Source organism: Oenococcus kitaharae (genome assembly GCF_025758695.1).
Taxonomy (GTDB): domain Bacteria; phylum Bacillota; class Bacilli; order Lactobacillales; family Lactobacillaceae; genus Oenococcus; species Oenococcus kitaharae_A.
Window position 1 is genome coordinate 94,433 of record NZ_JANJQP010000003.1, and the last position, 19,483, is coordinate 113,915.

Here is a 19,483-nt window from a genome sequence, read left to right on the forward strand (position 1 = left end):
AAGCGCTTGCAACTGAAAGCGCTTACAGTTATGATTTATTTAGGCATTTGAAATGCCTATTAGTTTTTTTGGAGAAAAATTATGAATAAGAGAGTACACCAAATTGCTGCAGCTTCATCAGCCGTGGTTCTTGCTTCTGGTATTTTCGCGGGATTTGCTTCAATTCCAGCAAACGCTGCCAGCAAAAAAGTAACTATTAAACTTTGGGCCGATAACAATGCATATAAATCGGTCGTCAAGCAATTTGAAAAAAACAATCCAAATATCTCGGTCAAGTTTCAAAAAGTCGGATCGGTCGATACAACTAAATATATGCAAAAAGATTCTACGACAGCTGGTGATGTTGCTATGCTGCCGCATGATCAATTAGGGACTCTGGTTTCACAAGGCTTAGTATTGCGGGTATCTCCAACATATTCAAAACAAGTTAAAAAAATAGATGTCCCTGGTGCTGTTAAAGGTGCAACCTATAAGGGTAAGATGTTCGGATATCCTTATGGCGTCGAGACACAAGTTCTTTATTATAACAAGAGCAAGTTATCTGCTTCCGATGTCAAAACTTGGTCTGGCATTACCAAGAAAGGAAAATTAGCAGTTAACTTTGGTGAAGCGGGCGCTAATTACGTTTGGACACCTTTGTTCTTCACTAATGGTGATGTGTTGTTCGGTAAAAACGGTGAAAATGCAAAAGGCACAAACTTTGGTAATACCAAGGGCACGCAGGTTCTGAAATGGATTCAGGCGCAAAAAAATAACCCAGGTGTCGTTCAAGACAATGCTGGCGCTTTGCAGGACTTGTCTTCTGGCAAAGTGGATGCTTTCTTGTCCGGCCCTTGGTCAAAAATAGATGCTCAAAAAGCTTTGAAAAATAATTATGCCGTTGCTAAGTATCCAACTATTTCTATTGGTGGGAAGAATAAACAGCTGCAGGCCTTTCTGGGAGTCAAATTGTTTATTGTCAATAAGTCAACCAAGCATCCGGCACAAGCCGCTAAGCTGGCATCATATTTGACATCTAATGCTGTTCAAAAAAAGATCTTCAATAGTATCGGTTACGTGCCATCCGCTAAAGCGGTTCAGAATTCGGCAGCTGTCAAAAAGGATGCACTGTCCAAAGCTGTAACGCAGATGTCCAAAGGGGCAACACCAATGCCTAAGATTCCTGAAATTAATAATTTCTGGACACCGATGGATGCTATTTTTAACGACACTTGGAAAGGCAAGATCTCTCAAAGTCAAATGCTTCCCAAACTCCAAGCGTTTGATAAGCAGATTGCCAAGTCTAACAGTAAGTAATTTAATTGCAATTAAGTAGCCGCGCCTACGGCTGCTTTTTAGAAAGTGAGCAAAATATTTTGGCTAAGAATCAGAAAAAAATGATGATTGCCGATCCAAAAACCTCCCATATTTCTCTTTCGGCGCTTTTTAAATCTGGTGATAGTTCGACAAAAATATCATATTTTCTTATGGGATTCAATAATCTCGCGAACAAACAGATTATTAAAGGACTCTTCTTTCTATTTTCTGAAATCGGTTTCTTTACCTGGCTGTTCGTCGATGGCATCAATGCGTTGAGTCAATTAGGAAGTCTGGGAACCAAACAAGCTGGAGAAAGGTATGACGCTAAATTAGGTGTCTATGTTTCTGTTAATGGGGATAACTCCATGCTAATCCTGTTATATGGTTTGGCTTCGCTTTTGATTATTGCTTTATTCCTTTACGTCTACCGAGTTAATTTAAAATCGGATCGGAAAATTTGGGAATTCAAAAAATCTTCTCGGAAAATTATGACCTTTAAAGAAGATGTTGCTGAGTTGCTGGATGACAGGCTGCATCTGCTTTTCATGACTATACCTATGATCGGTATTTTATTCTTTACAGTGCTGCCGATCCTCTATATGGTTTCAGTTGCCTTTACCAGTTATGATCATGCTCACTTACCACCGGGGCACCTGTTTCACTGGATTGGTTTGGCCAATTTTGGAAACATTTTTACCGGTGCTATGGCCGGCACATTTTTTCCAGTTTTTCTTTGGACAATAATCTGGGCAGTGCTGGCAACGGTTTCAAGCTTTATTTTAGGTATTTTTCTTGCCATGCTCATTAATACGAAAGGTGTTAAGGGACAAAAAATCTACCGCACCATTTTCATCTTGACTATGGCAATCCCTCAATTCATTTCTTTTCTCATCTGGGCAAACATGCTGAATAATGCGGGTTTGATTAATTCTATTTTAGAGAATATCGGCCTGATTACAAAGCCGATTCCGTTTTTGACAGATGGGTTAACAGCTAAGGCAACTGTACTGATTGTGAATCTGTGGGTTGGGATGCCAGTTACGATGTTAGTTACAACAGGCATTTTACAAAATCTGTCTCAAGAGCAGGTAGAGGCAGCTAAAATGGATGGCGCATCGAAATTTCAAGTGTTTACGAATATCACTTTCCCCCAGATTTTATTCGTTATGGCGCCAGCTTTGATTCAGCAATTCATCGGCAACATTAATAATTTCAATGTCATTTTCCTCTTAACCGGTGGTGGACCAGCTGATTCCAATTTCTATAATGCTGGCGATACTGATCTGTTAGTAACTTGGCTATACAATCTGACTTTAGGTACTCAAGACTATAACATCGCTTCTGTGGTCGGCATTATTATCTTTGTCTTCTCGGCGGCCTTCAGTCTCTTTATGTATAAAAAAGTGAATAAATTGCAGGGGGTGAATGGATAATGCAAAGAGAAAAAAAGAGAACGGCTTTAATCAGCCAAATTGTTTTGACAATTTTAGCATTCATTTGGATCATACCGATCCTGTACGTGATTTTACAAAGTTTTCGTTCTGAAGGCGGGCAGTTTGTCTCTTATTTCATCCCGCATAAATGGACTTTGAATAATTACATTTATTTGTTTACGAACAATCAAGGCTGGAACTATGGCCAGTGGTTTACGAATACGCTTTTTGTTTCAGTCGTCTCTGGTGCTATCTCCACCTTTATCACAATCGGTGTTGCCTATGCCTTGAGTCGATTGAAATTCCGTTTAAAGGGTTTTTATCTGCGGTTTGCCTTGATCATTGGTATGTTTCCCGGTTTTCTAAGTATGATTTCGATCTACTATATTTTGAAAGCTTTGGACCTAACAAACAGCCTTTGGTCTCTGATTATCATGTATTCTTATGGCGCCGCACTCGGTTTTTATGTGCAGAAGGGGTTCTTCGATACAATTCCGCAGAGCCTTGATGAGCGTGCACAAATCGATGGTGCTTCGCGTTGGGACATTTTTAGGAGAATTACACTTCCCTTAGCGAAACCGATTATTGTTTATACCGCTCTGATTGCTTTCACAGGGCCTTGGATGGACTTTATATTTGCGCAAGTTGTCCTGGGCAATAATCAGAGCAAATGGACTGTTGCTGTTGGCTTGTTTAATATGGTCGGTGCCCGAGAAAATGCTAACTCGCTCTTCATGAGCTTTGCGGCTGGATCAGTATTAATCGCTATCCCAATCACGTTGTTGTTCATTTGGTTGCAGCGTTTCTTTGTTGAAGGGGTAACGGCTGGATCAGTTAAAGGATGATAAAGCTATGGTGACATTAAAAGATATTGCATTGGCTGCCGGAGTGAGCACCGCAACTGCATCAAGGGCACTGAATCCAAACCCAGTTTCTGGTACGTATATTAATAAAAATACACGCGCCCATGTATTAAAAATGGCCGCCAAACTTGGTTATTCTCCTAATCTTTCAGCGCGTACTTTAAGCAATGGATCAAGCAATACGGTAGGGGTGGTGTTTGGCCCCAACACTGGCGTCATTGCCGGTAATGATTTTGGTCTGCACATGCTGTTTGGCATCCAGCAGGCTATTGCAAAATTCAACTATACGTCATCGCTAGCTAGTGGGGATAATTGGAATCAAGTTCTGGACAACGTCAAACTTCTAGTTGAAGGAACCAAGACAAAATTATTTGTGCTGCTGTACACGATGAAAAACGATCCAGTTTCTGCGTATTTAAGAAAGAAAAAAATTCGTTATGTGATCACTGGCGAGCCGGAAGAATGGACCGATGCCCTCTATGTGGACAATGATAATCGTTTAGCTGGCTACCAAGCTGGCGAAATATTGCTTGATGATTTGCATGCTCGCTATCCTTTGGCAGTGACTAGCCATGATCATTGGAAATTCGAGATCAACCGATTGGCTGGCTTTAAAGCAAAGATGGCCAAGTCAGGTAAAAAATTCTGTTATTTGGAAACCAGTTATGACCCACAAGTATCAAAACAACAGCTCGTAGATATTTTGGAACGTAATCCGGCAATTGACAGTATTTTTGCAACTGATGACCGCTTAGCTTTCATTGCTAAACAGCAATATGATGCCAAGTTCTCATTACCAGTGCCAGTCGTCAGTTTTAATAACTCTGAGTATGCAGCTATCGCCGGGGATCATTTTTATTCGTTTGATGTGCTTCCCGAGCAATTAGGTATTCAGGCTGTCGGCCTGCTTTTTAACCATAATGGTAAGGGCACGAATGTGGCAGCTGGGCATGTTGTGATTCAAGCAAAGAAACCAAAAGTTTAAGGACTGTTAATCATGAAGAGAATTTTTGAAATAGATCCCTGGAAAATTACCAGCCATATCTTAGACAAGACCGACAAGCGTCTGCAGGAGTCTATCACCAGCTTGGGTAACGAATACATGGGTATGCGGGGGATGTTTGAAGAAAACTACTCAGCTGATCACCTGCAAGGCATTTATATCGGCGGTGTCTGGTTTCCCGACAAAACACGTGTCGGCTGGTGGAAGAATGGCTATCCGCTTTACTTTGGCAAAGCAATTAATGCCTTGAATTTCATAAAACTGCGTATTTTTGTTGATGATCGCGAATTGGATTTAGCTAAAATACCTTTTGAAAATTTTGAAATTTCACTGGATATGAAACAAGGCATATTGACTCGCTCGTTTTGTGCATTAGGTATTAAATTTGACGTTGAGCGTTTTGTCTCGGTTTCTATAAAAGAATTAGCCGCCCTGCGCTGGCACTTTACCGCGATTGATCATCAGGACCATAAAGTCGTGATCAGATCTTATATTGACGCTGATGTGTCCAATGAAGATTCAAATTACGATGAAAAATTTTGGCAGCCTTTAAAAACTGCATCACAAAATAATTACTCCTTTGTTTCCGCTCAAACAGTCCCTAATAATTTTGGCGTGCCTCAATTTACAGTGCTGGCTGCCCAGTTGGTCTCTGGGGACTTTGCGGCCACTGGTCATCATGCTGATGCTAAGCAAGTTGAAAATGATTCTGAAGCGATTGTATCAGGCCAAACCAAAACATTTGAAAAACGGATTGTCGTGACAACCTCGCGGGATTATGAGAATGAAGATACCATGCTGCAGGCTAATCAGGCCATCTTTGCTACACAACTTGCCGGACAATCTTTTGAAGAGCTGCTAGCAGCACATGCCAAGGTGTGGACAGATCGCTGGGAAAAGGCTGATGTGGAAATATCAGGGGATGATGAGGCGCAGCAGGCCATTCGTTTTAACATCTTCCAATTATTTTCGACTTACTACGGTAATGATTCACGCCTGAATGTCGGGCCCAAGGGTTTTACCGGTGAAAAATATGGCGGAGCGACTTATTGGGACACGGAAGCCTTTATAGTGCCAATGTATCTTGCGATTGCTGACCCGAAAGTTGTGAGAAATTTGCTGCGTTATCGTTATGACCAATTAGCCGGTGCCTATCATAATGCTAAAGAACAGGGACTGAAAGGCGCGTTGTTCCCGATGGTTACTTTTGACGGGATTGAATCTCACAACGAATGGGAAATTACTTTTGAAGAAATACACAGGAACGGCACGATTGCCTTTGCTTTGTACAACTACACACGTTATACCGGTGATACGTCATGGGTTGAGAACGAAGGGTCCGAGGTGCTCATAGCGATTGCACGTTTTTGGGCAGACCGTGTTTTTTATTCTCCGAGAAAGAAAGTCTATATGATTCATGGCGTTACCGGTCCCAATGAATACGAAAACAATGTTAACAACAATTGGTACACCAACTTCATTGCTAGATGGACTTTAAAATATGCGCTACAGATGCTGCCTCAAATTTCCAGCAAATATCAAGAAAAAAATCACGTTAGTCCTCAGGAAAAAGAACACTGGCAGGATATTGTCGATCATTTTTATCTCCCTGAGGCTGATGTTGGGGATAAACATATTTTTGTTCAAAACGATACCTATTTAGACAAGAATTTAATACCTGTTGCTAAACTGCCAAAGGATGGGCTGCCGCTTAATCAGCACTGGAGCTGGGACAAAATATTGCGCTCTCCGTATATTAAACAAGCCGATGTCTTACAAGGCATTTACTATTTTCTTGATAAGTTTTCAGATAAAGAAAAGCGTGACAATTTTAATTTTTATGAACCCTTAACTGTTCACGAATCTTCCTTGAGCCCATCCATTCATGCCATCATCGCGGCAGATATCGGCCTTGAAGACAAGGCTGTCGAGATGTATCAACGGACTTCTAGATTGGACTTGGATAATTACAATAACGACACCGTTGACGGCCTGCACATTACCTCTATGTCAGGTTCTTGGCTTGCCATTGTACAAGGTTTTGCTGGTATGCGTGTGAGCGACCAAGGCCGATTATCATTCAAACCATTTTTGCCTAAATTATGGCATTCATATAGTTTTAGGATCAACTTTAGAGGTCGACTGTTAAAAATTTCGGTCGATGCACATGGCGCCCAAATTGACAGAATGCTCGGCGAGCCCATTGCTTTGAGTGTCAATGGGCAAGAGCGGGAAGTTTAATCGCTGTTGGACTGTTTTAATTGTGTTTTTCGATTAATGAGCGTTTAAAGATGCTGCAGGGGCGAGTTTTTCCTCTAAAATAGACTTGATGAAAAGATCCCGACAGCAAGAAATTAGAAAACAAATCCGTAAAGAGCAGCGCAAGCCCAGTCCAGAGGAAGTCATCGAGGCCCGTTCACGAATTGCGCGTCAGCGGATTGATGACGAAAACGCGAAAAATGGTAAAAAGAGCCGTTTTGATTATTTGACGATTACGATGGCCGTCCTAATGGCTGCGATCACTTTGATCGGTGTTGTGATCGTCCTTTTGGATATAATGTAATATTTTTTCTACCGGAAAAAGCTAGACAAAGTATTTTTATCCTGCTATCATATTTGGCAATGTGAATTTTTAAAAGTCACAGGCGAAGGAGCAGGAGCAGATGAACAGTGTTCACGCACAATTCTATGCAAAGATCAGTGTTTGCAGGCTCACTTTTGCTTTTCATGTTTCTGTTGATAATTTAATTTTTAATCATTATTCAGTGATTAATACCTCAATTATTTCTAATTGAGGTATTTTTTTTGCCAAAATTCGGAGGAGAACATGGCTAATCTTTTTGTAAACATCAATGATTTATCCAATCAGGATCTCTTAGCGATGATCCATCAGGCTTTGTTATTCAAGCACGGCGACTTAATTCCCGCGGCCGAAAAACGAGTCGTGGCTAATATTTTTTTTGAAAACTCGACCCGCACAGCCAGCAGCTTTCAAATGGCAGAAATCAAATTAGGTTTTCCACGAATTGTGATTGACCCTAGCCGTTCTTCGGCAGCAAAAGGCGAAAGCCTTTCAGATACTTTAAAGACTTTAAAAGCGATTGGCGTCGGCATTGTCGTGATCAGGCATAGTCTGCGCGGCTGGTATGAACCTTTTTACGAATCGGCTGGTAAAACACTGCCCAAGCTTGTGAATGCTGGTGATGGCAACGGTCAGCACCCATCGCAGAGTCTGCTTGATTTAATGACGATCAGCGAACATTTCGGACGTTTCGCCGGCTTGAAGATTCGAATTATCGGTGATATTTATCACTCTCGTGTCGCTCGCTCCAATGCCGAAATTTTAAAGCGGCTCGGTGCTGAGGTCACTTTTTCCGGCCCGCGTGATTGGTGTGATGTGTCATTAACACAATACGGACAGTACGTCGATTTGGACGATGGGCTTGGACAACAGGATGTTGTGATGCTGTTGCGTGTCCAGCACGAGCGTCTGTCCGCTGATGAGAATTCGACTTTTACGCCGGCAGCTTATCATGTGCAGTTCGGCCTCACACAGGCACGTTATGACTGTTTGAAAAACGATGCGATTATTATGCATCCGGCACCAGTCAATCGCGGCGTGGAAATCGATAGCGATTTGGTCGAGGCACCTAAGTCACGCATTTTCCAGCAGATGGCAAACGGTGTTTTCGCCCGCATGGCCATCCTCAATTACTTGAATAGCCCATTAACGACAAGGGAGCTGGTCTAATATGCCGACGATTTTAATCAAAAACGCGCGTGTGCTGGCTGGCGAAAATCAGCTGATCAAACAGGATGTGCTGATCGAAAATACTTATATCAAACAGGTCGCAGATATGATTACCGTTTCCGCTGATCAAGTGATAGATGCTGAAAATGCTTTGTTGCTGCCGGGACTGATTGATGTGCATGTGCATTTTAGAGAACCTGGTTTTTCTGAAAAAGAAACAGTCGCCAGCGGCTCGAAAGCAGCCGCGAGAGGCGGTTTTACAACGGTTTTAGCCATGCCGAATGTTAATCCAGTCGTTGATAATCCTGATGTTTTGCGCCAAATGCTGGCTTTAAACCAGCGTGACGGGATTGCGAAAATCCATCAGTATGCGGCCATCTCCGCTGGACTGGATTCAGATCATGTGGATGATTTAGATGCTTTAGCCCAAGCTGGCGCCGTCGCCTTTACAAATGACGGTAAGGGAGTGCAGACGGCCGATACAATGTATGAAGCGATGAAAGCTGCGGCTCGGTTGGGTAAAGTGCTTGTGGCGCATGTCGAAGACGATTCTCTGATTCACGGCGGTGTCATGAACGCTGGTCCAGCAGCCGATGCTTTAGGATTGACGGGTGCTAATAAGTTAAGCGAGAGTTCTCAGTTGGCGCGTGATCTTGTGATTGCTCAGGCGACTGGCGTGCGTTATCACGTGGCGCATGTCTCGACAGCTGAGAGTGTCGCATTGATTCGGATTGCAAAAAAAGAAGGTGTTCATGTGACGGCCGAAGTTTCCCCACATCATCTGCTTTTAGACGACGGCATGATCACAAAAGACGATGCCATGATGAAAATGAATCCACCGCTGCGTTCGCCACATGATAGGGCTGCTTTGATTGCTGGCTTGTTAGACGGCACAATCGACATGGTCGCAACAGATCACGCACCGCATACGGCTGCCGAAAAAGCACAGGGGATGTTAAAGGCACCGAATGGCGTGACTGGAATTGAGACGAGTTTTCAGCTTTTATACACGCATTTTGTCAAAAGCGGTGTCATGTCTCTACGGCGTTTATTACAAGTGATGAATCAGGCACCCGCAGCAGCTTTTTCTTTGTCTGATGCGGCTGTGAAAGTGGCAGCGGGGCAAAAAGCAGATCTGGCTTTGTTTGATATTGATCATCCCCATGTCATTTCTAAAGACGAATTTGCTTCAAAAGCCAGTAACAGCCCCTTTATTGGCTGGGAAATTTATGGGCAGACACAGGCAACTTGGGTTAACGGCCAGCAGGTGTATGCGGCAGAAAGGAGTCAAGCATGACAAAACGCTATTTAGTTTTGGAAAACGGATCAATTTATGAGGGCGAAGCCTTTGGTGCGAGTGGCACTTCAGTCGGCGAATTGGTTTTCAATACGGGCATGACCGGCTATCAGGAAACGATCACGGATTTGTCTTATGCCAATCAGATGATTGTCTTTACTTATCCTTTGATCGGTAATTATGGCGTTAACCGTGACGATTCAGAAAGCCTGCGCCCGGCTGCTGCAGCGATTGTTGTGCATGAAATTGCCCGCCGTCCCAGTAATTGGCGCATGCAGATTTCGCTGACCGAATGGGCTGAAAAGATGCGTCTGCCGGGAATTACGGGTGTCGATACGCGAGCGCTCACAAGAGAATTACGTGACCAGGGGGTGATGAAAGCGGCTTTAGTCGATCAAGTAACGCCTGACACGGTGACATGGCTGCGTGGGCAAGCACTGCCGACAGATCAGGTTCAACAGGTGACTGTTCGCAGCGGTTACCAAAATCCGAATGTTGGGGTCACGATTGCACTGATTGATTTCGGTTTGAAAAATTCCATTCTGCGTTCTCTAGCAGCGCGGCAGTGCAATGTGGTTGTTTTCCCGGCCGATGTTGATGCTATGACAGTACTAGAAGTGGATCCTGACGGTATTATGCTGTCAAACGGCCCTGGTGATCCGCAATCGGTCAGTTACGCCATTCCAACCATTCAGGCCTTGCAAAAAGTGAAACCACTTTTCGGTATTTGCCTAGGACACCAATTGTTTGCCATGGCTAACGGCGCAAAAACTTTCAAAATGAAATTCGGCCATCGCGGTTTTAACCATGCTGTGCGATCAATCGACAGCCCGAGACTGGCCTTCACTTCACAGAATCATGGTTATGCAGTTGATGAGGCCTCGCTGGCTGGAACTGACTTGATCGTGACTTACCGTGAAGTCAATGATGGGACTGTGGAAGGGCTGAAGTCGACTGTTTATCCGGCTTTCTCAGTCCAATTCCATCCAGACGCTGCGCCTGGCCCGCATGATGCGGATACGATTTTTGATGATTTCTTGCGGCTGATCGCAGCTGACAAAAGGAGGAAAAATGCCCAAACGGTCTGATATTCATAAAATACTGGTCATCGGTTCCGGACCGATTGTGATTGGCCAAGCGGCTGAATTTGATTATTCGGGCACGCAAGCCAGTCTGTCTTTGCGTGAAGAAGGTTATTCCGTGGTACTGGTCAATTCAAATCCGGCCACGATTATGACTGATGCTGAAACGGCGGACAAGGTTTATATTGAGCCCCTGACACTGGAATTTGTCGAAAACGTCTTGAGAAAGGAACGACCGGATGCCATTTTAGCGACACTTGGCGGTCAGACTGGCTTGAATCTGGCTAAAGATTTATCCGAAGATGGTATCTTAGACGAATTGCATATCGAATTGCTGGGCACGAAATTGTCAGCGATTGAGCAGGCTGAAGACCGAGAAAAGTTCAAGGAACTCATGGAAGAACTGCATGAGCCGATTCCAAAATCACAGACAGCGACGACATTGACTGAAGCTTTGAATTTTGCTGAACGCCAGGGTTATCCGGTCATTGTCCGCCCGGCTTATACCTTGGGTGGTACTGGCGGCGGCATCGCTAACAATGAAATGGAACTTCGCCAGATTGCTGAAAATGGGCTGGAATTATCGCCAGTGACACAGATCCTCGTTGAAGAATCGATCGCAGGCTATAAAGAAATCGAATTCGAAGTGATGCGCGATGCTAATGATAATGCCTTGGCCGTGGCTTCCATGGAAAACCTGGATCCCGTCGGCATTCATACAGGTGACTCGATTGTCCTAGCGCCAGTGCAGACTTTGTCGGACAAAGAATATCAAATGCTGCGTGATGCGTCATTGAAAATTATTAGAGCCTTGAAGATTCAGGGTGGTGCCAACGTCCAGCTGGCTTTGAACCCGAATAGTTTTGCATACGATGTGATCGAAGTGAACCCGCGTGTTTCTAGGTCATCAGCTCTGGCCTCTAAAGCCACGGGTGATCCGATCGCAAAAATGGCTGCCAAGATTGCAGTTGGCCTGACCTTAGATGAAATTATCAATCCTGTCACCGGTAGCAGCAAAGCGGCTTTTGAGCCGGCCTTGGATTATGTCGTGGTGAAAATTCCGCGCTGGCCTTTTGACAAATTCACGACCGCTGATCGCCGTTTGGGTACACAGATGAAAGCCACTGGTGAAGTCATGGCTATCGGCCGCAATATTGAAATGGCTTTGATGAAGGCTGTTCGTTCTTTGGAGATCGGTGCTTTAGCTTTAGATGACGTGCGTTTTCCAGAATGGCCGACGGAAAAACTATTGGATGCTCTCTGGCCGGCACGCGATGATCGCCTATTCATGATTGCCGACTTATTGCGCCGCGGTGTGAGTGCCGAAGCAATTCATGAAAAAAGCGGTATTGATTATTTCTTCTTGGACAAAATTGCGCATCTAGTCGAGATCGAAGAAGCTTTAAAACAGCATCCTTTCGACCAGGATTATTTGAAAATGGCTAAGGAAAACGGTTTTCCGGACGCCGCCATCGCGCGTTACTGGCACAGCGACGAACAAAAAATCCGTACTTTGCGAGAACAGCAGCATTTATTGCCTACTTATAAAATGGTCGATACCGCAGCCGGCGAGTTCGTTTCTAAAACGCCTTACTATTATTCGACCTATGAACGCGAAAACGAATCCAAATCTATCGGGCCTAAAAGCGTACTTGTCTTGGGTTCCGGGCCGATTCGTATCGGACAAGGCGTGGAATTTGATTACGCGACGGTTCATTCTGTCAAAGCGATTCAAAAAGCCGGCTACAAAGCAATTGTCATCAACTCAAATCCTGAGACCGTGTCGACTGATTTTTCCATCTCCGACAAGTTGTATTTTGAACCGATCACATTAGAAGATGTCTTGAATATTGTGGATCTGGAAAAACCGCTCGGTGTGATTGTCCAATTCGGCGGCCAGACCGCGATTAATTTAGCAGCACCTTTGCAGGCAGCTGGCGTTAGGATTTTAGGGACAGCTGTTTCCGATATTAATCGTGCTGAAGACCGTGAGGATTTTGGCGAGGTTATTCAACAATTACAGTTGCCTCAGCCGGTTGGGAAAACGGCCAGTTCAGTTGCGGAAGCCTTGACTGCTGCTAAACAAGTTGGTTATCCGATTTTGATCAGGCCTTCTTATGTTCTAGGCGGACGTGCGATGGAAATCGTTGCTAACGCCGATGAACTGGCTAAATATATGCATCGTGCCGTGAAAGTTTCCCACGACCATCCGGTGTTGATTGATTCCTATCTGACTGGTAAAGAAGCTGAAGTCGATGTGATTAGTGACGGCCAGACCGTTGTAATTCCGGGGATTATGGAACACATTGAGCGGGCTGGTGTTCATTCTGGTGATTCCATGTCTGTTTATCCGCCGCAATATCTCAGCCAAAATGTCCAAGACCAAATCGTCAAAGCCTCGATTGAAATAGCTAAGTCTCTAAAAACAGTCGGATTGATGAACGTCCAATTTGTGATTCATGATGAAAAAGCCTATATTATCGAAGCCAATCCGCGCGCGTCACGTACGGTGCCTTTTATCTCCAAAGTGACTCAGATCCCGCTGGCACAGTTAGCCACGAGTGTGATTTTGGGTGCTTCGTTGAAAAAATTAGGTTTCCATGAAGGCCTGGCAGAAAAAAGTCATCTTGTCCATGTCAAAGCACCGATTTTCTCATTTTCCAAACTGCCAAAAGTCGACTCGTCACTGGGACCGGAAATGAAGTCGACTGGTGAAGTGATGGGAACTGACCGTACGTTGTCAAAAGCCCTCTATAAAGCCTTCGTTGCTTCGGGATTTCATCTGCCTAGTCATGGTAATGTGCTCTTCACGATTGCCGACCGCGACAAAAAAGAGGCTTTGTCCTTGGCGGAACGCTTTAGTCGTCTTGGCTATATGCTGTGGGCAACAGCTGGCACGGCTGCTTATCTGAGAAGCCATCAGCTGCGTGTCAAAGAATTGGGTAAAATTTCCGATCAAGCCGATAATCCGGTGGCAGCTATGCGCAGCGGCCAATTGCAGTTAGTCGTCAATACTTTGGAGACAGATGAATTGCTGGAACCGGATGGCCGTCAAATTCGCTCGGCCGCGATTGAAAACGCCGTCCCTTTGTTCACGTCGCTGGATACGGTCGCAGCCTTCTTGCAGGTTTTGGAAAGCCGCTCCTTTGAAGTGGACGCGATCGAAGAAAGGCAGCTGCAGCTATGACAGGCACGACTGATAAATTATTTATCGCTTTGGATTTCACGGATGGCAGCCAGGCTTTGGCTTTTTTGAAACCTTTCGAAGATCAGGATATCCGGCCGGCTGTCAAAGTGGGTATGGCCTTGTTTTACGCGACTGGTGCCGATTTTATTCACGAACTGAGACAAGCTGGCTATCCTGTTTTCCTGGATTTAAAACTTTTCGATATCCCGAATACGGTCGCAGCCAGCATGGCCTCAATTAACAAGATGAATGTCCAATATCTGACCTTGCATGCTTTGGGCGGTGAAAAAATGCTGGCAGCTGCGGTCCAAGAAAAAGCTGATGGCTTAAAACTGCTGGCGGTGACGCAGTTGACTTCCTTCTCGGAAACACAGATGCAGCAGACGCAAATGACGGCAGCCTCTGTCGAACAATCAGTCCAGCATCTGGCTAGGATTGCTGAAAGGGCAGGGATGTCCGGCACGATTTCATCGCCATTGGAAGCAGATCTGATCCGACAAGCCACTAAGCCGGGATTTTTGAAAGTCACGCCAGGAATTCGTTTGCCTGATAGCGGAACAGACGATCAAAGCCGGATTGCCACCCCGGCCAAAGCAAAACAGCTTGGTGCCGATGCCTTGGTAGTCGGGCGTCCAATTATCCAGGCTGCAGGCCCTGTATCTGTTTATAAAAAAATAATGGAGGATTTTACATGACGCACAACTATTCAAAAGAGGTCGCTGAAGATTTATTGACTATCCAGGCTGTTAAATTTGTGCCCGAAGATCCTTTCACTTGGGCTTCCGGCATTGTCAGCCCGATTTATACGGATAATCGGCTGACGATCGCGTTTCCAAAAGTACGCGACTTAATCGCAGCTGGTCTAGCTGAATTGGCCGCTGAGCGCTTTCCCAAAGCTGATATTATCGGCGGCGTGGCAACGGCTGGTATCCCGCATGCGGCTTTGGTTGCTGACCGTTTAGCCAAACCGATGATTTACGTCCGCGCCAAGCCTAAAGATCACGGCCGCGGCAAACAGATTGAAGGCGCCGATGTCGCCAACAAAAGTGTCTTATTAATCGATGATTTATTCTCGACTGGCGGATCAGTGCTGGGAGCGGGAACGGCTGTTCAAGCTGCTGGGGGCCGCGTTGTCGGCCTGCTGGCGATTTTCTCCTATGAATTAAAAGCACTTTCGGAGAATTTTGCGGCGGCCGGGCTGGATTATGCTGCTCTGACCAATTACACGCAATTAGCCCAGGCAGCTGTGGCGCGTGGTGATCTTGACGCATCGCAAATTGAGACTTTAAAAGATTGGCATCAAGATCCAAAACACTGGCGGAAATAGGAGAGAAAACACATGAATTATTCAACAACAATTGCAAACGAACATTTTGATCATTTACTGTTAAACGCCGGTGGCATTTTTTGTGAGACAGTCGACCAGCTGGAAAAAATTCAGCATGCTCCAGGTGCGGGTGCTGTTATGACCAAGTCAGCTACGGCTGAAAAACGGGCCGGGAACCCCAACCCACGCTACTTTACATATCCTGATCATCACAACACGATTAATGCTATGGGCCTTCCCAATTTAGGAATTGATTATTATTTGGACTACGTGCTGCATCACCAGCTGACACTGCCGACGATTCTTTCAGTCGTCGGCCTTTCTGAAGAGGAAATTCTGGCTAATTTAAAAAAGATTCAAGCTAGCGGCTACGACGGTCTGATTGAATTAAATCTTTCCTGCCCGAACGTGCCAGGTAAGCCGCAGATTGCCTATGATTTTGACACGACTGATCATCTGCTGGATCGTATTTACAGCTTTTTTACGGGGCATTTAGGTGTGAAACTGCCGCCATATTTTGACATGGCGCATTTTGATCGGATCGCAAAAATCCTGAATCAATATCCATTAGCATATGTCAATGCTGTTAACTCAGTCGGAAATGGTCTCGTGATTGACCCTGAGACTGATCGTGTTGTTCTCATGGCAAAAGGCGGATTCGGCGGACTGGGTGGTGCTCAGATTAAGGCGACGGCCCTAGCAAATGTCCGCGCACTTCGTCTGCGTTTGAAGCCGGAAATTAAGATCATCGGGACTGGCGGTGTGACGACCGGGCGCGATGTTTATGACCATCTTTTGTGCGGTGCTGATCTGGTCTCGGTCGGATCACAATTGGCCATCGAAGGGCCAAGTATTTTTCAGCGTTTGGAAGACGAATTAGAAGCTATTTTTGCTGAAAAGCATATCGAGAGTTTAGACCAAGTCCGCGGCAAATTGAAGCGTTTGGACGAAGCAGAATAATAAAAGGGGATAGCAGAGTGATGGAAAAGACAGTTACTTCTAGTGCAAGTGGAAACGTGATTCAACCTGAGAAAGTCGGTGCTTATCAAAGACAGACTTTATGGTCATCCGTGATTGGCTATGCCATGGACGGCCTGGATATGATGCTGTTAGCATTTGTCCTGCCATTAATTATTGGCGATTTTCATTTAACGACCGCTGCAGCTGGCGGCATTTCAACCATTACGATGTTCGGTGTCGTGATTGGCGGCATTACATTTGGCATATTGGCAGATCGTTGCGGCCGCGTGAAAGTTTTTACCTGGACCATTTTAATTTTTTCGCTTTTCACCGGCCTATCAGCGCTGGCACCTTCTGATCAGATTTTTGTCGGTATGCGTTTTCTGGCCGGACTGGGTCTGGGAGGTGAATTTGGTATCGGTATGACATTGGTTTCAGAAAGCTGGCCAACGAAATTACGCACGAAAGCTACTTCTTGGGTCGCCCTGGGTTACCAAGGCGGCACATTGTTAGCTACCTTGCTAGCAAGTTATGTGTCTGGCCATTTTGGCTGGCGCGGTGTTTTTGCGATTGGTATTCTGCCGGCATTGCTGGCTTGGTGGACCCGCCGGAATCTGGAAGAACCTGCTATGTGGGTAGAAAACAGGCGTATGACTCACAAGGGCTTTCCAATGAAAGCTCTGTTTGCCAACAGAAGGGTTACTTTGACAACGATTGGCTTAATCATTTTAACTTCGGTGCAGAACTTGGGCTATTTTGGCATCATGAACTGGATGCCAACCATGTTGGCAACTCAACGCCATGCAACGATTAGTGGGACGATTTTTTGGACCTTGTCGACTTTGAGCGGCATGGTTATCGGTATTATCGTCTTTGCTTGGGCAGCTGATAAATTCGGACGCAAACCGGCTTTTATCACTTTCCAGATTTCTGCGGCGATTATTGTTTGGATTTATTTCCAAATCAGCAGCCCGCTATTGCTTGTAGCATTAGGATCGGTTTTAGGATTTTTCGTGAATGGCATGATGGGCGGCTATGGTGCCTTGCTGTCCGAACATTATCCGACAGCCGTACGCTCGACTGCGGAAAACTTGATCTTTAACCTGGGCCGTTTTATCGGCGGCTTTAGCCCGCTCTTCATTGGCCTGCTAGCTTTGCACGGTTCTCTATCGGCTGCTTTAGGTATGATTTCCGGTATTTATATCTTAGCTGCGTTAGCGATGCTCCTTTTAATTCCCGAAACTAAGGGTGAAGACTTAGAAGCAATAGAAGCAGAATAGGCATAATTTAAAATAACAAAAACACGCATGATACACGAAGGTGTGTTTTTTGTCTGCGATTTCATGACATTTGTCACTATGAATGAACTTTTCCTAAAAAGTACTCTTTATTTCTTGACGAAAAATAGTTTCTCTTATATAGTTAACAAAAGTAATTAGTTTTGTTAACTATATAAAGGAATATCTCATGGAAACAATTAGTCAAACTTTTTCCGAACTGTATGACAAAATCTTAATTCGTTATCAAAACAATAGTGAACGTAGTCGGCAAATACCTGACCTTTCAGCTAGCGATGAACAATACATTAATTTTTTGTACGAACTTGATCAACCGACTTTGACAAGTTTTGCGGAAAAGTCCCAGATATCCAAACCGGCCGCTACAAGAATCATTCAACGATTTTTAAAAAAAGGATATTTAACCAAACAACCGTCGCCTAAAGACAAAAGAGTTTCTTATCTGCATTTAAGCCAACGGCTGCTTGCTTACTGCCAAAATAGTTATCGTTTGTTCGACCGGGTATTTCTCCAGGCTATTTCCGTCTTGTCGCCAGCAGAACGGGCTCAGCTTGAATATTTAATGAACAAGGTCAATGAGAAAATATGACCGCCAAAAAGATTGAACAAAAATCGCTGTTAGCCGGCATATTTGTGAATTTGCTTATGTCTTGTGCCGGCATCCTTGTCTATCGCACCACTCATATTGAAGCCTTGTTTGTTGATGCTTATTTTTCAGTGATCACTTTTTTCTCAGCGATTGTTTCTTTAGTGGTGTCAAGACTCAGCAGTCATCGCAGTAAGATGTTTCCTGGTGGTTTCTTTGTCTTGGAACCACTATATTCGTTATTTCAATCTGTGTTGACCGTGGTCTTATTGTCAATGTCTCTGATGGCGGTCGGCTTAAAAGCTTATGCCTATTTCGTTCATGGAGAAGGAAGTGTACTGGATGTTGCTCCGGTGGTGCCCTATGAAATGATTATGATTCTGCTATCTTGGAGTCTTTCCTATTATTATAAAAAGGAGAATCATAAAATTCACAATTTGAGCACAATGCTTTTCTCAGAAACACAAGGGACTTTTGTGGATGGCACGATGTCTTTAGGAATCGGTGCTGCTGCTTTGACTTTATTTTTTATCCGACCAAATTCTTCATTGGGTTTTTTACGCTATACTGGTGACTTTTTCATTACGTTATTACTCGTAATTTTAACCATTAAAATGCCTTTGCAGGTAATTAGGAGTGCTTTTGGCGAGATATCTGGCAAATTATTATTGAATCCAGAGATACATCGCTGGATTGACATCTGTTTGAAAAAGCACCCTTTAGAAGGCGTTAGGATTAAAAAATATCTCGTATATAAAGTGGGTATGTCTATTAAAATTTATGTTTTTTTAGATGCTGGGAAAGTATTCATTGACAGCAGTCAATTGTCGCAAACCAGAACTGCTATTTTAAAAGAATTATCCAAGAGATTAGAATTTGTCCATTTGGCTTTTTGCTTATGCTAAAAAAACACGCATTTGATCTCATGATCCTAATTTTAATTGCCTGTATCGCAGCAGGATGCTTATCCATTTCTTTTTTTCAATCTGGTCTAGTTTCCGATCTGCAAAGAAGTACTTTTTGGTACTGCCGATCTTCGAAATATTCAACTATCGCAAAAGCACATTTTGACGATGACTTTGTCAATTTAACTTATCGCGAGCAGCACCGCGGTTTTTTTTATCGGGATTTTGATGCTATGCATTACTATATCAGTGATGTTTCAGGTGACAATTTGATTTATTTCAAACGACTTTTTTCTAAAAAATTGTTAAAATTCAAAGTTTCAAAATTAGATTCTTCCTTCAAGCTTTTGCCAGAAAATCGTCTAGCTCGGAAAACTGAAGGTGTGATTGTACTATTCAAATAATCGCGTCTATTTGTTTTATATTTGGGGTATTTTTACTGTGACGCGTATTGGCTTAGTCACAATTTAGCTTGTGTCCACAAAGCTGTTA

Annotated in this window: 18 protein-coding genes; all 18 read left to right on the top strand. The window is 44.2% G+C overall.

Annotation, left to right across the window (positions count from 1 at the left end; genetic code table 11):
- The first annotated feature begins 81 nt into the window (after window positions 1-81).
- Window positions 82-1,296, top strand: coding sequence for an extracellular solute-binding protein (locus tag NRF22_RS06695; protein ID WP_263779814.1), 1,215 nt, complete (start codon window positions 82-84; stop codon window positions 1,294-1,296).
- An 83-nt stretch (window positions 1,297-1,379) separates the two neighbouring features.
- Entirely contained in the window at window positions 1,380-2,732 is a 1,353-nt protein-coding gene (locus NRF22_RS06700) for a carbohydrate ABC transporter permease (protein WP_263780049.1), read from the top strand.
- Window positions 2,732-3,577: a sugar ABC transporter permease gene (locus NRF22_RS06705; RefSeq protein WP_263779815.1), complete on the top strand. Its 846-nt coding sequence runs from the start codon at window positions 2,732-2,734 to the stop codon at window positions 3,575-3,577. The genes NRF22_RS06700 and NRF22_RS06705 overlap by 1 nt, the downstream gene beginning before the upstream one ends.
- Window positions 3,578-3,584: 7 nt before the next feature.
- The gene (locus NRF22_RS06710) at window positions 3,585-4,580 is read left to right on the top strand and encodes a LacI family DNA-binding transcriptional regulator (protein WP_263779816.1); all 996 of its coding nucleotides are present in this window, start codon (window positions 3,585-3,587) and stop codon (window positions 4,578-4,580) included.
- Between the two features lie 12 nt (window positions 4,581-4,592).
- Complete coding sequence (locus NRF22_RS06715) at window positions 4,593-6,839, top strand: glycoside hydrolase family 65 protein (protein ID WP_263779817.1); 2,247 nt, start codon at window positions 4,593-4,595, stop codon at window positions 6,837-6,839.
- Window positions 6,840-6,927: 88 nt separating this feature from the next.
- Complete coding sequence (locus tag NRF22_RS06720; protein ID WP_007745384.1) at window positions 6,928-7,161, top strand: DUF4044 domain-containing protein; 234 nt, start codon at window positions 6,928-6,930, stop codon at window positions 7,159-7,161.
- A gap of 100 nt (window positions 7,162-7,261) precedes the next feature.
- Window positions 7,262-7,393: a hypothetical protein gene (locus tag NRF22_RS06725; protein ID WP_263779818.1), complete on the top strand. Its 132-nt coding sequence runs from the start codon at window positions 7,262-7,264 to the stop codon at window positions 7,391-7,393.
- Window positions 7,394-7,425: 32 nt separating this feature from the next.
- Window positions 7,426-8,349: an aspartate carbamoyltransferase catalytic subunit gene (locus tag NRF22_RS06730; protein ID WP_263779819.1), complete on the top strand. Its 924-nt coding sequence runs from the start codon at window positions 7,426-7,428 to the stop codon at window positions 8,347-8,349.
- 1 nt (window position 8,350) lies between these two features.
- Window positions 8,351-9,646 carry a dihydroorotase gene (locus tag NRF22_RS06735; RefSeq protein ID WP_263779820.1) on the top strand — a complete coding sequence of 432 codons (1,296 nt, stop codon included), beginning with the start codon at window positions 8,351-8,353 and terminating at the stop codon, window positions 9,644-9,646.
- Window positions 9,643-10,734 (top strand): carbamoyl phosphate synthase small subunit, encoded by a 1,092-nt coding sequence (locus NRF22_RS06740; protein ID WP_263779821.1) that lies wholly within the window; start codon window positions 9,643-9,645, stop codon window positions 10,732-10,734. Before NRF22_RS06735 ends, NRF22_RS06740 begins: the two co-directional genes overlap by 4 nt.
- Window positions 10,718-13,915: a carbamoyl-phosphate synthase large subunit gene (gene carB / locus NRF22_RS06745; protein ID WP_263779822.1), complete on the top strand. Its 3,198-nt coding sequence runs from the start codon at window positions 10,718-10,720 to the stop codon at window positions 13,913-13,915. Before NRF22_RS06740 ends, carB begins: the two co-directional genes overlap by 17 nt.
- Window positions 13,912-14,610 carry an orotidine-5'-phosphate decarboxylase gene (gene pyrF, locus NRF22_RS06750; protein WP_263779823.1) on the top strand — a complete coding sequence of 233 codons (699 nt, stop codon included), beginning with the start codon at window positions 13,912-13,914 and terminating at the stop codon, window positions 14,608-14,610. The genes carB and pyrF overlap by 4 nt, the downstream gene beginning before the upstream one ends.
- On the top strand, window positions 14,607-15,242 hold the full coding sequence (gene pyrE / locus NRF22_RS06755) for an orotate phosphoribosyltransferase (RefSeq protein WP_263779824.1): 636 nt from the start codon (window positions 14,607-14,609) through the stop codon (window positions 15,240-15,242). Before pyrF ends, pyrE begins: the two co-directional genes overlap by 4 nt.
- 12 nt (window positions 15,243-15,254) lie before the next feature.
- Window positions 15,255-16,202 (top strand): dihydroorotate oxidase, encoded by a 948-nt coding sequence (locus tag NRF22_RS06760; RefSeq protein WP_263779825.1) that lies wholly within the window; start codon window positions 15,255-15,257, stop codon window positions 16,200-16,202.
- Between the two features lie 20 nt (window positions 16,203-16,222).
- Window positions 16,223-17,482 (top strand): MFS transporter, encoded by a 1,260-nt coding sequence (locus NRF22_RS06765; RefSeq protein ID WP_263779826.1) that lies wholly within the window; start codon window positions 16,223-16,225, stop codon window positions 17,480-17,482.
- A gap of 187 nt (window positions 17,483-17,669) precedes the next feature.
- Window positions 17,670-18,089: a MarR family winged helix-turn-helix transcriptional regulator gene (locus tag NRF22_RS06770; protein WP_263779827.1), complete on the top strand. Its 420-nt coding sequence runs from the start codon at window positions 17,670-17,672 to the stop codon at window positions 18,087-18,089.
- Entirely contained in the window at window positions 18,086-18,991 is a 906-nt protein-coding gene (locus NRF22_RS06775) for a cation transporter (protein WP_263779828.1), read from the top strand. The genes NRF22_RS06770 and NRF22_RS06775 overlap by 4 nt, the downstream gene beginning before the upstream one ends.
- Window positions 18,992-19,011: 20 nt before the next feature.
- Window positions 19,012-19,395, top strand: coding sequence for a hypothetical protein (locus NRF22_RS06780; protein ID WP_263779829.1), 384 nt, complete (start codon window positions 19,012-19,014; stop codon window positions 19,393-19,395).
- The last annotated feature ends 88 nt before the right edge of the window (window positions 19,396-19,483 follow it).

Bases quoted from the DNA above. Each gene is read 5' to 3' on its own strand.
- NRF22_RS06740 (WP_263779821.1), top strand. From the start codon at position 9,643: ATGACAAAACGCTATTTAGTTTTGGAAAACGGATCAATTTATGAGGGC.
- NRF22_RS06780 (WP_263779829.1), top strand. From the start codon at position 19,012: ATGATCCTAATTTTAATTGCCTGTATCGCAGCAGGATGCTTATCCATT.
- NRF22_RS06720 (WP_007745384.1), top strand. From the start codon at position 6,928: ATGAAAAGATCCCGACAGCAAGAAATTAGAAAACAAATCCGTAAAGAG.
- NRF22_RS06730 (WP_263779819.1), top strand. From the start codon at position 7,426: ATGGCTAATCTTTTTGTAAACATCAATGATTTATCCAATCAGGATCTC.
- NRF22_RS06775 (WP_263779828.1), top strand. From the start codon at position 18,086: ATGACCGCCAAAAAGATTGAACAAAAATCGCTGTTAGCCGGCATATTT.
- NRF22_RS06705 (WP_263779815.1), top strand. From the start codon at position 2,732: ATGCAAAGAGAAAAAAAGAGAACGGCTTTAATCAGCCAAATTGTTTTG.
- NRF22_RS06735 (WP_263779820.1), top strand. From the start codon at position 8,351: ATGCCGACGATTTTAATCAAAAACGCGCGTGTGCTGGCTGGCGAAAAT.
- NRF22_RS06770 (WP_263779827.1), top strand. From the start codon at position 17,670: ATGGAAACAATTAGTCAAACTTTTTCCGAACTGTATGACAAAATCTTA.
- carB (WP_263779822.1), top strand. From the start codon at position 10,718: ATGCCCAAACGGTCTGATATTCATAAAATACTGGTCATCGGTTCCGGA.
- NRF22_RS06700 (WP_263780049.1), top strand. From the start codon at position 1,380: ATGATTGCCGATCCAAAAACCTCCCATATTTCTCTTTCGGCGCTTTTT.
- pyrE (WP_263779824.1), top strand. From the start codon at position 14,607: ATGACGCACAACTATTCAAAAGAGGTCGCTGAAGATTTATTGACTATC.
- NRF22_RS06710 (WP_263779816.1), top strand. From the start codon at position 3,585: ATGGTGACATTAAAAGATATTGCATTGGCTGCCGGAGTGAGCACCGCA.
- NRF22_RS06765 (WP_263779826.1), top strand. From the start codon at position 16,223: ATGGAAAAGACAGTTACTTCTAGTGCAAGTGGAAACGTGATTCAACCT.
- pyrF (WP_263779823.1), top strand. From the start codon at position 13,912: ATGACAGGCACGACTGATAAATTATTTATCGCTTTGGATTTCACGGAT.
- NRF22_RS06695 (WP_263779814.1), top strand. From the start codon at position 82: ATGAATAAGAGAGTACACCAAATTGCTGCAGCTTCATCAGCCGTGGTT.
- NRF22_RS06715 (WP_263779817.1), top strand. From the start codon at position 4,593: ATGAAGAGAATTTTTGAAATAGATCCCTGGAAAATTACCAGCCATATC.
- NRF22_RS06725 (WP_263779818.1), top strand. From the start codon at position 7,262: ATGAACAGTGTTCACGCACAATTCTATGCAAAGATCAGTGTTTGCAGG.
- NRF22_RS06760 (WP_263779825.1), top strand. From the start codon at position 15,255: ATGAATTATTCAACAACAATTGCAAACGAACATTTTGATCATTTACTG.